14 protein-coding genes are annotated in these 13,462 nt (G+C 56.2%); 7 read left to right on the top strand and 7 right to left on the bottom strand.

Annotated features, from left to right (window positions below; all coding sequences use genetic code 11):
• Together RQ935_RS08940 and RQ935_RS08935 are read right to left on the bottom strand one after the other, a co-directional pair.
• The coding region (locus RQ935_RS08940; protein ID WP_311498073.1) for an ABC transporter ATP-binding protein at positions 1-1,381 on the bottom strand (1,381 nt) is incomplete at its 3' end.
• Positions 1,382-1,389: 8 nt separating this feature from the next.
• The gene (locus tag RQ935_RS08935) at positions 1,390-3,177 is read right to left on the bottom strand and encodes an ABC transporter ATP-binding protein (protein ID WP_311498068.1); all 1,788 of its coding nucleotides are present in this window, start codon (positions 3,175-3,177) and stop codon (positions 1,390-1,392) included.
• 804 nt (positions 3,178-3,981) lie between these two features.
• On the opposite strand from RQ935_RS08935, the gene RQ935_RS08930 reads away from it, so the two are divergent.
• The 4 genes from RQ935_RS08930 to RQ935_RS08915 all read left to right on the top strand — a co-directional run bounded on the left by RQ935_RS08930 (position 3,982) and on the right by RQ935_RS08915 (position 6,683).
• Positions 3,982-4,443 (top strand): hypothetical protein, encoded by a 462-nt coding sequence (locus tag RQ935_RS08930; RefSeq protein WP_311498065.1) that lies wholly within the window; start codon positions 3,982-3,984, stop codon positions 4,441-4,443.
• Positions 4,444-4,448: 5 nt separating this feature from the next.
• On the top strand, positions 4,449-5,318 hold the full coding sequence (locus RQ935_RS08925; protein WP_311498064.1) for a hypothetical protein: 870 nt from the start codon (positions 4,449-4,451) through the stop codon (positions 5,316-5,318).
• Between the two features lie 238 nt (positions 5,319-5,556).
• Positions 5,557-5,712, top strand: a complete 156-nt coding sequence (locus tag RQ935_RS08920) for a hypothetical protein (protein ID WP_311498063.1) — start codon at positions 5,557-5,559, stop codon at positions 5,710-5,712.
• 5 nt (positions 5,713-5,717) lie between these two features.
• A complete protein-coding gene (locus tag RQ935_RS08915; RefSeq protein ID WP_311498062.1) occupies positions 5,718-6,683 on the top strand; it encodes a carbohydrate kinase in 966 nt (321 codons plus the stop codon).
• Between the two features lie 63 nt (positions 6,684-6,746).
• On the opposite strand, the gene RQ935_RS08910 is transcribed toward RQ935_RS08915, so the two are convergent.
• The 5 genes from RQ935_RS08910 to rpmF form a co-directional block, all read right to left on the bottom strand.
• Complete coding sequence (locus tag RQ935_RS08910; RefSeq protein WP_295027484.1) at positions 6,747-7,427, bottom strand: GNAT family N-acetyltransferase; 681 nt, start codon at positions 7,425-7,427, stop codon at positions 6,747-6,749.
• Positions 7,428-7,512: 85 nt separating this feature from the next.
• The gene (locus RQ935_RS08905) at positions 7,513-8,799 is read right to left on the bottom strand and encodes a U32 family peptidase (protein ID WP_295027485.1); all 1,287 of its coding nucleotides are present in this window, start codon (positions 8,797-8,799) and stop codon (positions 7,513-7,515) included.
• A gap of 11 nt (positions 8,800-8,810) precedes the next feature.
• Positions 8,811-9,686, bottom strand: coding sequence for a site-specific DNA-methyltransferase (locus RQ935_RS08900; RefSeq protein WP_295027486.1), 876 nt, complete (start codon positions 9,684-9,686; stop codon positions 8,811-8,813).
• A gap of 21 nt (positions 9,687-9,707) precedes the next feature.
• A complete protein-coding gene (locus RQ935_RS08895) occupies positions 9,708-10,415 on the bottom strand; it encodes an HAD family hydrolase (RefSeq protein ID WP_295027487.1) in 708 nt (235 codons plus the stop codon).
• An 87-nt stretch (positions 10,416-10,502) separates the two neighbouring features.
• A complete protein-coding gene (gene rpmF / locus RQ935_RS08890) occupies positions 10,503-10,673 on the bottom strand; it encodes a 50S ribosomal protein L32 (protein WP_282921415.1) in 171 nt (56 codons plus the stop codon).
• 98 nt (positions 10,674-10,771) lie between these two features.
• Between rpmF and RQ935_RS08885 the strand changes: the two genes are divergently transcribed.
• The 3 genes from RQ935_RS08885 to cysE all read left to right on the top strand — a co-directional run bounded on the left by RQ935_RS08885 (position 10,772) and on the right by cysE (position 13,268).
• Positions 10,772-11,428 carry a YigZ family protein gene (locus RQ935_RS08885; RefSeq protein WP_295027488.1) on the top strand — a complete coding sequence of 219 codons (657 nt, stop codon included), beginning with the start codon at positions 10,772-10,774 and terminating at the stop codon, positions 11,426-11,428.
• 61 nt (positions 11,429-11,489) lie between these two features.
• Entirely contained in the window at positions 11,490-12,425 is a 936-nt protein-coding gene (gene cysK, locus RQ935_RS08880; RefSeq protein WP_295027489.1) for a cysteine synthase A, read from the top strand.
• A gap of 225 nt (positions 12,426-12,650) precedes the next feature.
• Complete coding sequence (cysE, locus tag RQ935_RS08875; RefSeq protein WP_311498061.1) at positions 12,651-13,268, top strand: serine O-acetyltransferase; 618 nt, start codon at positions 12,651-12,653, stop codon at positions 13,266-13,268.
• Positions 13,269-13,462 lie beyond the last annotated feature (194 nt).

Here is a 13,462-nt window from a genome sequence, read left to right as displayed (position 1 = left end):
AATTCCAGCCGTCTGGGAGGCGGTTGACGATTTCCGTCACGCCCGACAGGTCAGCCGCCCATCGAATCTCTTCATCGGTAGCTTCTGGGTTACCAAGGCGAATATTGGCCTCGAGCGTGTCATTGAATAAGTAGACGTCTTGGAAGACGAGAGACACCTGGCGCATCAGGTCTTCGATGGTTTGCTCGCGCACATCAACCCCGCCAACGCGCACGCTGCCGGACTGCACATCCCAGAAACGTGCAACCAACCGGGCGATCGTCGTCTTCCCGCACCCAGATGGACCAACCAGGGCACACATGCCGCCTTGCGGGACATGGAAGGAAATATCACGGAGAACCGGGGTGTCCGGATCGTAGCCGAAGGTGACGTCCTCGAAACGAACATCACCAGGAGCGCTCACCGGTGTGGAGACATCGGGTTCGGACAGTTCGGGAGCGTCCATGACCTTGTCGACGTGATTCATCTGCTGACGGCGTTCTTCCAGCCCGGTCATGCAGCCACCGATGTCTTGGAGCATGGTGGTGAACCGCAGGCACATGCCGATGGTGACCACAGCGTTCAACGCATTCATCTGCCCGCCGAGGGCGAGTTGGGCGGTCAGCCAAATCATTACCACGACAAGGGCTTGGACGAACATTCCGTTTATCAGGTTCGCTAATGTTTCGATCCACAATGCTTTGCGGCTTTTGCGGTCAGCCTGTTTGAATGCCCGATCAAGGGCCGGGTAGTCGTCGGCGACATGGCAGGAGCGCAGCGCGCCTTGGCAGGTGGCGAATTCGACCATGCGAGCCGCCAACTCTGACTCGGCTGGTTCGGAAACCTTCTTACCTTTATCAAGAAGCACGCGGGAGATATGGAGGAAGGCGAGCATGATTGGGAAGGCGATCGTCAAGGTCAGTCCCAGCCGCCAATCCCAGAACCAGGTTCCCACAGTGACTACGAGCACGGCTGAGAGTTTTTGGACGAGGGAGAAAATGAAATGTGCCGCCGACTCGCCCAGGTTCATCATTTCCTGGGTGACCATGCGCGACAGCCGTCCAGAGCTACCCGAATCGAACACTCCCAACGGTAGGCGGGCTACCTTGTTGCCGACCGCTTGGTGGACGTCGTGAATGAATCCGAGCGCGCCGATATAGCCGGTGCGCATGCCATAAAACTCCGTGCCCACGCCCAGCATCGCGATTACCACCAAGGCGATGAGCCAGCCCGAAAACGACAGCCCCCACACCGGCATTCCGGTTGCTAGGGCACTTGCTGCGGGAAGCAGAGTCAGCAGGGCAAAGCCGTGACACAGTCCTGAGACCGCACCCCACGCTTGACCGACCGAGAGGTCTCGCCACGAGGGGGGTTCCATCAAACGCTTAAAGCGTGGTAGCAATAGTTGATTCATCGTGTCATCTCCTCGCATGCACCTTGGGCAAGAAGTGCCTGATAGTGCGCATTACCCAACAGCTCGTCGTGTTTACCGACCACAGCAATGCGCCCGCGTTCCATGACGACGATTTGGTCTGCCCCTCTGATCGAGGCCAGTCGGTGGGCGATCACAATCACGGTTCTGCCTTTGGCAAGAGTCGAGAGAGCTTGTTGGATTTTCGATTCCGATTCCGGGTCCGCCATCGCCGTCGCCTCGTCCAGCACCAACACTGGGGCATCAACCATGAGCGCCCGGGCGATCGCGATACGGGCTGCCTGCCCGCCCGAAACGTGGGTGTCCTCCCCCAACACGGTGTCGTAACCATCTGGCAGGCTCATGATGAACTCGTCGATCTGCGCTGCCCGCGCCGCCTGCCGCACCTGATCCAAGGTTGCGTCTGGCGCGCCCAGGGAAATGTTGTTGTGGATGGTGTCACGAATAAGCTGTGCATCTTGCAGAACGAATGCAACCGTCGAATACAACACATCCTGGGAAATGTTCTTTAGATCAACCCCGCCGATAGTGATCATGCCAGCGTCCGGGTCATCGAAGCGGGCCATTAGACTTGCCAACGTCGATTTGCCCGCACCCGACGGGCCAACCAGCGCGGTCACTGTGCCTGCCGGAATGCTCAGGCTTACCTCGTCTAATGCCTGGGTGTCGTCATAGGCATACGACACACCCCGAATCTCGATATCATGACCGTGTGGTGTCTGCGGCGCATTGGGCTGAGGCAATGCCGGTAGCTCCATGACGTTCACCAGCCTCACTGCCGCAGACCCTGCGAGCTGGTACGACCAGGCGATGGTTGCGACTGCCATCAACGCTCCCGGCAGCACCAAGGCGATCAACGTGGTCGTTATCACCTCGTAGATGCTCACCCAACCGGCGTTCATCATCAACGCGCCACCGCCAAGGTTCACGATCAACAACACCGGGATTGACACCCACGAAAATGAGGCGACCGACATCGACACCAGCGGCATACACCAAGCCCGGTAGAACTTAGAAAACTCGTTAGCTGCATCTAAATAGGCTTTATGTGCTTGGCCGACCTTGCCGAACGCTTTCACCACTGAGATACCGGCAACGAACTCGGCCATCGTTGCCGAAACCTGAGCGAGCTTGGTGTCCATTTGCGCGGTCTTCTCATTCATCCCACGCATCGACGTACCATACATGCCCACATAAAGCGGGATCGTCGCAATCGACAGCAACGCGAGTCGCCAATCCACCACAAACGCATACATCAACAAGGCGAGCGGGGATACGATCGCGTTCAGTTTCTCTATCGGCCCGTGCGCGATTACTGTGTGCACCGTGGCCGTATCATCCTGAATGGTCTTGCGAATCTTCCCCTCACCCTCGCGGGTAAACCACGACAGCGGAGCAGTCGACATTCGGGCGGCAATTTGCCGACGCATCTGATTACGCAACGACAGGTCAATAAAATGCGTCACGCCCAATGCAACAAAATATAAGGTCAACCGGGTCATGTATGCGCTGACGAGGAGCATCACGATCCAGTTCACCCGCGCCGGGTCCACCTGGTCTTGCATAAGTTCTCTGCCAAGCTCCACCAGAGCCACATACGGGGCAATAGCCAACACACCAGAGAGAAAAGCCAAAACCTGCGCGACGAACAGCTTGCCTTTCACCGGCTGCGATAGCTGACGAATCGCGTTCTGGCCAGCGACAGATTTTTCCTTCGCGGACCCATACTCACCTTCAACAACCTGATCCGTTACACTATCGTTCACGTAAACACCATCCTTCTTAGGCAAGGCTAACCTTATCAAATTTCTGGGAGGTGTGCCTAGCCGTGCACGTAAACCGATACGAGCATCACCCTTGCAGGACTATGCTCACCTGTTCACCGGTGTGGAATACGAACCGGATCGTATCCTCGCCTACGATGGCGTGTCGATGAGTGCGCTCCACTGTGAGGGGCGGAACTCGCTCACAGGTTCGCCCGTGAGATCGTCGAGGGCTGTAGTCACGGCCGCATGTTTGGCTGTCTTTGCTGTGATGTCGGCTACCCATAGCTGGTTAGGTTCTGCCGCGCTGAAAATTACGATTGACTAAATCAGGGCGGTTATCAATTATTTTAGCGAGCCTTATAGTTAGGAGTTTGCGCTCCCTAATCACACTTTTCACACCGGTTAGGCGCATTAGTCTGACGGTTTGCAACGGCCAAAACACCAACCCGACGCATCGCGTGCCAAATTTTACGCACCCCATATGCGGAATACTTCTCGGCGTGAATACGAGCCATCCTGGCACAAACGGTCAACAGCCATCTGAACCACGCAACCCTTAAAACCTATGAATGCCTCTATGACATGTTCCAAATTTTCTCAAAAACAAGCAGAAACAAAACCCGGCACGCTTCAGCGTGCCCACCCGAGGTGTTTGTTGCTTTTGTGAGGTTCGCGGCAAATGTTTGTAGATTGACTTTTTTGTTGGTATTTCAGCAAATGAAACTCTTGATTTTTCGCGTTCGGGGTCACTCGTACTATTGAATCGTCGCCGGAAATCCCGGCGGCAGTGTGAGGAGGTAGATCGTGATGTTAGCGACTTTGGATACGAAAACGGCTCCAGCACCGGTTGAATTACCACCGGCCGTGGAACCGACTGTTCCCGATGAAGGTTCGGCTCTTCCCTTGATTCCGATAACCGCCAGTCCTGGTGAACATATATGCGGACCGATGAGTTCGGATTACGCTTTCAACCAGGTGAAATATGAAATCGGCGATGCGGACTACATCACTCATAAACAGATCGCCAAAATCTTGATGAAAAATCTGGGCTACGAACTGGTTTGTGACATTTTCATGAACCATCTAGCGCTGTGCGCCCGCTACGTCGCGGGGACGGTCAAAGCCCGTTACTTGCTACCCGAAGGTGTCCAGATAATCCGATTTTTTCATGATTCATGGACATCGTGCCCCCTGGAATATTGCGATGCAGACATTTCGATTGACCAAATCCCAGATGTAGAAGCGGATTCGACAGAACAGGAGTAATCATCATGGACATCTTGACTCTAGATCGTGCCCAGGGCTATCTGATGCACGGGGCATTCGGTGAACTGGTCGCGGACAAATACTTTCCCCCCGACATGACACCCCGACCCCTTACCCCTGAAGAATGGACCTGGCTACCATACGAAACCGACCCAGACTACTACAGTCCTTACTGGGGAGACCTGGTACAGGAACTGGAAGGACTCTACCGCTGCTATATCCATGTTCCCGACAATCCCGCCAATATGGTGTTTCGGTTTCTCCCCGCCACCATGGAACCCCCCGGGAAAGGGGCGGGCGCCTTAGTGATAGCGGGAGCTTTGGCTCCGATTTTCTCTGAATGGAGCGAGCTGCGCACGGAAGTGGAACAAGTCATCGAGAGTTTTTCCTCAGCACCCCAAGACCTTGAGGCCGCACTGGAATGGGCCTACCGGGTACACAGCGTAATCTATGGCGAATCCGAATCAGACAGCGCCCTAGACGAAGCCTCAACCGAACTGAATCCCTCCGAACTCGATGATTTACAGGTCACCTCCGCCGCCCAGGCCGCCCAAGTCGCCTCCTGGTACGCCCTATGCGCACTACGCGACGAAATCTCCTACGCGGAAGCCCTAAACCGAGCCATTCTGTGCCACGGCGCACCCATGGAACTCGGTTTCCTCACCGGAGCCTGCATGGGACTATCACTCATGACCAACGACGACCCCCTACCAGTATACGGCCTAGACCTGGTTCCCGAATACATCGAAGACATAGATGGGACAGACAACGACTACAACGACACCGGACTACTACTCCGCCTAATCCCGAAAGCAATGATCGCCCGAGAATACGCACACCAATCCGCCCCGGACCAACTATTCACAAGTTTGTAGGCCACCGATTCCTTTTTTCCTTTCTGAATCGGTATCTCCCGGTGGGCGGTCTTCCATTACGCCCACCGGGAGGCCTACACCACTAAGGATTGAAAAGGAGCCAATCATCTAAGACACATAGCGAGAACGACCCGAAAAGCTCAGCGAAGGACTGGTGCGCCACTGGCCGCTATTTTGGAACAAATATCAACCCAGACCGAATCTAAAAATCGAAATAACCTAGGGAACACTTACCCACGTGCCGCCCAGGAATATTGCGTTCCTCGGCGGCGGCTGGTCATTCCTAGTATTCTTGATTGGTATGTGCGCTCAATTGCTGTGGGTGCTGAAAGTTATGCCGGAAACGAAGGACATTCTGCTGGCAGAAATGTCCAATCTACTAAGTGTGGAGTAATAATCATGACAGAAACGAACTCAACGTGTTTGCCGATACTGTGCTTGGGCGAAGCACTCATTGACGTCATTGAGCGCGCCGGCGAGGTTGAAGAAAAAGTCGGCGGTAGCCCCTTCAATGTGGCGTGCGGTTTGGCCAGTTTGGGACACCCCACCACACTCGCTTCCTGGTGGGGAAATGACGCCCGCGGTCACAGCCTCGAAAAGCATCTGCACTCCGCCGGGGTAGACATTGTCGCGGGCAGCGCTAACGCCGAGAAAACGCCGATTGCTAACGCCCATATTGACTCCGCCGGTCGGGCGACCTACGACTTCGAGCTGGATTGGCAAGTGCCGCCGCTGCCGGACGCAACTCAGCTTAGCCACCTGCATACCGGCAGTTTCGCAGCTACGCTCGCGCCCGGCGCTTCTGCCGTAATGAGCGCGGTTAAGTCCATGGCAATCCGGGGAACCGTCAGCTATGACCCGAATATTAGACCTTCGCTGATGGGCAGCCCCGAGCAAGTGCGTCCTCAAATCGAGGAAATCATCAGCCTGGCCGATGTGGTGAAAGCCAGCGATGAGGACGTTGCCTGGCTCTACGGTGATGACGTTACCCTCGAGTCCGTACTGCACAAATGGAAAGAGATGGGGCCGGGTCTGATTGTCGCTACCCGCGGACCGTGGGGTTCCTATGCACTTTGCGCCAATGACCGGGATATGTTGGTGGTTGATCCGCTCAATATCGAGGTCGCTGACACCGTGGGTGCCGGGGATTCTTTCATGGCGGGGCTGATTTCGGGGTTACTGGACGATGGACTGCTCGGCTCGGCGCCAGCCAAACAGCGCCTGCGGCAAGCCCGGCTGAGTGACGTACAGGCGGCTTTGCACCGCGCCACCATCACTTCGGGACTCACGGTCAGCAAGGTCGGAGCCTACTCCCCCACACGTGCCGAGGTCGCGGAAATTCTCACCGCCGATCCCACGCTTTAGGCCGCGTTACATACGAAAATCCTGGCAACTATCGTAGTTGTCGATGCTACCGCGGGCCTAAAACTAGTCGAGTTGCGCGGCTGCGTCCAACATCCGCTCCACCGGCGGACGGTAGTTGCTGTTCGCGTCGCATGTCTCGGCGCTGTCTTTCAGGTAGGTATCCAGGAATTCCCGCAGGGCACTGCCCACCCCCAGACCGGAAAGCTCGCCAGTTTTCGGGTCAATAGCGCTGTGCGCCCGGCCGGCAAAACTCACCAGCCACATGTCTTCGCCCACCGGTACGTCCGGGCTGAGTCGGGGCATCTCAAAAGGAAAGTCCAGGTGTTTAGCGCCCAATCGTTGATAAAACGCCCACCGCCGACGCGGGTCGCCGTACTGTTCAGAGGCTACATGCTGGTGAGGATTTTCCACTTCTCCCAGAATCAAGAGAGGGTTGTGGCGCGATTCCCACTGCGAAATAGCCTGTTGAAACAGCTCAGAGCCTACGCCGCGTCCACGAGTCAAGGGACTGACTGCCAACCAACTGAGCATCGTGATTTCTGCGGTGGCGAACCAACCGATAGCCGCGCCCAAAGGCCGCGAACCGTCCCACGCGGAGAATACCTGAAGTTCCCCACCTGTTAGCTGCTGAATCAAATCACCGGGATTCCCCAGTTCTTCGGGTCCGAAAGAGACTTCCAGCAGCTCGCGAACCAAGATTTCGGCTTGACCGGGTTTCAAATCATTTTGATACTCAATGTGCACCCTTACACCCTAGCCCAAGCCCAGATTGAACTCTATTTCCAAAACTACACGCGGCCTTATCCCCCAAGCACTCGGCGCAGCCGCATTAGCGAGCTTTTCCGCGCAGCATGGCACCGGGAGGAATCGCCCGCTCGCAGGGGAAGGAAAACTCGTGGGCCGGGTGATTGATTTCACTCACCGTTTCTCCCGCTTCGTCGCGTATCCCCGCGGGGGGAATCTCGAATAGAATCGGCTCGGTTCCCGGAATCAAGAACTCTACCTGCTGTCCGGGCACAATCTTGTTGCGAGACAGCACAGTCAGGCGCTGCGCGGCGGCATCGTAATCAACTGCGGTTCCTAACCAAAGCCAATCACTAATATACCCTCCTCGGGTAACACTTTCTGTCGCAGGTGTTTCGGGGTAGAAAAAGCCGGTGCCGTATTCTCGGTGGGTTACTTTATACGGTTCCTGCAAGACCCATTCGGGCAGGGCAAAAGCGCCGTCACAAGCCGGTTCGGTCACGTTTTCCCTTCCGTTCAGGTAGGTAGTGACCGCAGTTTTATAAGCATTGGTGAGAGCCGCGACGTAATACTCGCCCTTAGCACGACCTTCGATTTTAAGACTGGTAACCCCGGCGGCAATGACCTCATCAACGTGTGCCAGCATGTTCAAATCCTGAGAATTAAACAGGTAGGTGCCGCCCTCGGTCACTTCAACGGGGAAAAACTCGCCGGGGCGTTTTTCCTCAACCACATGGTATTTCCATCGACAGCTTTGGGCGCAGTCCCCGTGATTGGCATCCCGTCCCGTGGTGTATTTGGAAATGAGACAGCGCCCCGAAAATGCCATGCACATGGAACCGTGCACGAAAGCCTCAATCTCAAGGTCAGCGGGAATCTTGGCGCGCATTTCTCGAATTTCCGGCAGGCTCATCTCGCGGGCCAAAACGACGCGTTTTGCTCCCAGTTCATACAAAGCGGCGGCAGCCTGATAATTCATCACCCCTGCTTGAGTAGAAATATGTATCTCCGTGTGCGGGGCAATTTGGCGCGCTGCCATGAGGATCCCGATGTCCGTGACAATGAGCGCATCCACCCCGATTTCCGCCAGCGCCCCCAGGTAAGCATTCATTCCTGCCACCTCAGAGTTACCGGGAATGATATTCACGGTGGCATACACCCGGACATCGCGGGCATGAGCATAGCGAACGCCCTGTTCAAAATCCTCTAACGTAAAGTTTTTCGGAGCGGCTCGCATCCCAAACTCTGCCCCGCCGCAGTACACCGCGTCAGTTCCGAAATCCACCGCAGTTTTCAGCACCCGCAAGTTTCCCGCCGGCGCCAGCACTTCGGGACTGCGCCGTCGGGTAATTTTCGGTAATTCCAAGTTCACGAGCCGAGCCTTTACTCCGATAGAAACTCCACTGAAATGTTCGCCCGGTTGAACCGGTGGCGCATAACCGCAATCGCTTCCGGGTTTTCATCTATCAGCACGAAGCGACGCTCCAGCTGGCCCGCGACCGCCCCGGTCGTGCCGGAACCTGCGAAAAAATCCAAGACCCAATCCCCCGGACGGCTCGAAGCCTGGACGATACGCCGCAAAATCCCTTCGGGCTTTTGCGTAGCGTATCCCGTCTTTTCCTTGCCTGTGGGAGAAACAATAGTGTGCCACCACACGTCAGTCGGGAGCTTACCCCGCGCGGCTTTCTCCGGAGTCACCAAGCCAGGAGCCATATACGGCTCGCGGTCCACAGACTCAGAATCAAAATAATACCTTTTTTGGTCTTTAACGTAGACGAGGATATTGTCATGCTTGGCTGGCCATTTCCGTTTGGAACGCCCGCCGTAGTCATACGCCCAAATGATTTCATTCAGGAAACAATCCCGCCCAAACAGCGCATCCAACAACACTTTTGCATAGTGAACCTCACGATAGTCCAGATGCAGGTATAACGTCCCGGTGGGGGCCAGCAAACGCCACGCCTCCTCTAAGCGAGGCTCTAAGAAACCCCAATAATCGGTAAAACTATCGTTATAGGCGGTGACTTTCCCACACACGGTTTCATAGGTCTGGCCTTGAAACCCCACTCGAGAACCGGTAACCGGCGCATCGGTACGCACCGTTTTCAGGGACTGACGCGACTGCACTTTCCCCGTGTTGAACGGAGGATCTATATAAATAAGTTGAAATGACTGGTCCGGCAGCCCCCGCAACACCGGCAGGTTATCACCCGCCACCACCAGGTTTGGTCCCTCGGTATTCCAGGAGATTGTAGACATCTGCGTAGCTTTCAAGGCTGCCTATTTCTTTCCCGGATGGACACCCAAAGCGCTCAGCAGTTCGGCAGGCGTCGAGACGACCTGTACGGCCCCGCGCTCCTCGCCGGGCTGAGCCGTATCACCCCAGGTAGTCAGGATTGCCGGAATCCCATTAATCTGGGCGCCCTCGATGTCATAGAACCGATCCCCCACCATCACGACACGCCGCTTATCCTGCGGCTCACTCAACCCGAACTGCTCCAAAGATGCAGCAATGACCGCGGGTTTGTCCACCCGGGAAGTACCAGGTATCACCCCCGAAACGACTTCAAAGAAATCTTCAATCCCCAGATGCTCGAGAATCTCCAATGACATCTGTTGGTTCTTAGTAGTCGCCACTCCCAGACGGTATCCCCTCGCCCGCAGCTTTTCCAACATTTCCCGAATACCGGGATAAAGCGGCACGTCAATGGCGTTGGGCCAATACATTTCGCGGTATCGCGCAACCATGAAAGCCACCCGCTGCTCATCAGCATCCGGTTCCATATCCCGCATGGCATCAGCGAGAGGCGGACCGACATATTTCTTGTAAGCGTCAGGCGGAAGCATCCGGCCGTGCAGCTCCAGATCCAAAGCCGCAAAATACTCGGTAATACGTGACACAGAATCTGTCAGGGTGCCGTCCATATCCAGCAAAACGACTTCGACCCTGCTCAAGTCCACCACGATGCTGCCTCCATCCTCGAGCATACCCGGAAAACTGCCCGAAAAGACTTATGAAATAATTAAATACGTAACGCCCAGCACCAGGGCCGGGCGTCGCGAATATCGACCTCGTTAGTCTTCGACGGTCAAACGGCCAGTCTGGTAAGCCTTCACCAGGCGACGCGGAACCGCGACTTCCTGACCCTGAACTTTAACGTTATCAAGCTGCGTCAACTTAGCCGTCCAAGCAGAACGACGTGTACGAGTGTTGGCGCGGGACATTTTGCGCTTGGGTACTGCCATTGCCCTGCGCTCCTTTCAATTAGTGATTGTTCACAAGACATACAATGTTAGCAACAATTCGATGATTTTATCAAACTGAACCATCGTGAGGTAAAAGTATGACGCAACGCTACGTGACCATAGCTGAGGACGCACCGGGATATTTCGAGCTGGAAATCAAACGGTCGCGTTTCCTGGGAGTGGCACGAAGCGCTGCAGATGAAGTCGCAGCCCGTGAAGTGATAGAAGCTGAGCGGAAACAGTATCCCGACGCGCGCCATCATTGCTCCGCTTTTACCTATTTGCCCGAGGGCTGGGAAAACGGAGTCCAGCCGGTCCAACATTCCAGCGACGACGGCGAGCCCAGCGGTACTGCCGGGCGTCCCATGCTCGATGTGCTGCTGGGCAGCGGATTGCAAAACGCTTGTGTGGTGGTGACGCGGTATTTTGGCGGGATAAAGCTGGGAACGGGCGGTTTGGTGCGAGCCTACAGCGAGGCGGCGCAGGGGGCGATCGCGGCTGCGGGAAGGGTGGAAGTCAAGTCCGTTCCCGTGGTGTCCTTCGATGTCGCCGCGAACCGAGCTGCTGCCCTGGAGTCTTGGCTGCACTCGCGAAACTGCAAGCCCCTAAGCGTGACCTGGTCAAACCGGGTCACATTTGAACTGGCGGTGGAAGGCGGCACCCAGGACGAACTCGCCGCCGCTCTCGCCGCCCAGCTCGGCGCGCCGGTAACTTTTGGCGACTCGGGAATAAAAGTGGTGCGCTCACGGTTGTAATAGACGGCTCCCGTCAGGGAAACGAACAGAATACTGAGAAAAGGAATCTAAGGGATTAACTATGACTTATGCGAACGATGTCACGGCAGCAATCGGCCACACTCCTCTGGTGAAAATTAATCGGATGCTGCCCGCGGGGATCGGCGCAAACGTGCTGGCAAAAATGGAGTTCATGAACCCCGGTGGTTCGGTAAAAGACCGACCCGGCTTGGCGATCATTCGCGCTGCCGAAGCCTCGGGAGAGTTGCAGCCAGGCGGCACTATCGTGGAGGCTACCAGCGGTAACACCGGGGTGGCCCTGTGCATGGTGGGGGCTGCGCTGGGGTATCGAGTCGTCATCTCGATGCCGTCCTCCATGAGTGTGGAGCGTCGGCAACTCATGAAGGCTTACGGGGCGGAGCTGCTGCTGACCGACCCGGCGGGGGGCATGGCCGCCGCGGTTGAAGCTGCCAAGGACTACTTGGCGAACCACCCCGAAGCGGTGTTCGCCGGTCAGTTCGATAATCCGGCCAATCCTGAGATTCACTATCGCACCACCGGTCCCGAAATTTGGGAACAGACCGAGGGACACGTTGACGCGTTTGTGGCTGGGGTGGGTTCCGGCGGCACGGTTTCCGGGGTTGGGAAGTTTCTCAAGGAACAGAACCCAGAAGTGTGGGTAGTGGCAGTAGAGCCGGCAGAATCGGCATTGCTGTCCACCGGCCAGGCAGGCGCCCACAAGATTCAGGGGATTGGCGCCAACTTTGTGCCGGATAACTACGATAGTGCAACAGTTGACGAAGTCATGACGGTGAACTCGGACGATGCTATTGAGATGGCGCGGAAAGCTGCTACACAGGAAGGTTTATTGGTCGGAATCTCCTCCGGGGCGAATTTGGCGGCCGCTGCTGAACTGGCCGCGCGACCTGAGTTTGCTGGTAAAACCGTGGTAACACTGCTTCCCGACACCGGCGAACGCTACCTGTCCACCGTACTGTTTGCGCACTTGGGCGACTGAGGAACCGCGGCAGTCAGGCAAATCGAACCCACCGGCCTTGTGCAGTTTTGACGAGATAAACGGAACGACCCGACCCACCAAAACTCGCCCAGGCTGGCCCGGACTGGCTCAAACAGAGCCGCTAGAACTGGCTCAAAACGACACGCCCGAAACGAACCTCGGGAACGATAGCCTAGAATAGTTAGCGTCCGGTCGCTCAAACAACCAGAGGAAGTACCCGTCCTGATGACTTTCGTGAAACGCACCACCCCACCACGGCACCTGCCCGCATATAAACTCGGTGTGCGGGATTTGCTGTTGGAGGACTTGGACACGGCCTTGAAACGCGACCCTGCCGCGCGCGGACGCTTGGAAGTCGCGCTGACTTACCCGGGGGTTCACGCCCTGTGGGCACACCGGCTGTCCAATCGGTTCTGGGTCAATGGTTTTAAAATGATTGCGCGCCTGATTCAGGAATTCGCGCGCCTCATCACGGGTGTGGACATCCACCCGGCCGCGACCATTGGACGCCGACTCTTTATCGACCACGCCACCGGGGTGGTCATTGGGGAAACCGCGGTGGTTGGCGAGGACTGCTTGATTTTTCACGGGGTGACCCTGGGCGGGCAGTCCATGAACAAGGGCAAACGCCACCCGACCTTGGGCAATGAGGTCATGGTGGGGGCCGGCGCAAAAGTCCTGGGCGCCATCAACATCGGAGACGGCGCCAAAATCGGTGCCAATGCCGTGGTCGTTAAGGATGTTCCGCCTGGACGTATCGCCCTGGGAGTGCCGGCAAAACTGCGCAATCCCAAGAAACCGGTCAGTCCCGATATGAACATCGATCCCTCGCTGTTTATCTAGGGGAAAAGAAGCACAAGAAAGCGAAATCCAACCAAGATTAACTTGGGAACATAGTTCTAGCGAGAACCCAAAAGAGAAAAATCCGATTCATCCCCATCCACCTATTGCATTGTTCTAAAGTCAACCTCACTGACCGAAAACTCATCCATTAATAGCTAAAAATAATTATTAGAACAGCACACAGTATAGATGTG

Origin of the sequence: uncultured Mobiluncus sp. (assembly GCF_963511525.1) — a bacterium.
Taxonomy (GTDB): domain Bacteria; phylum Actinomycetota; class Actinomycetes; order Actinomycetales; family Actinomycetaceae; genus Mobiluncus.
Note: the sequence above shows the minus strand (reverse complement) of the source record. Positions and strands in the feature narration are given on the sequence as shown.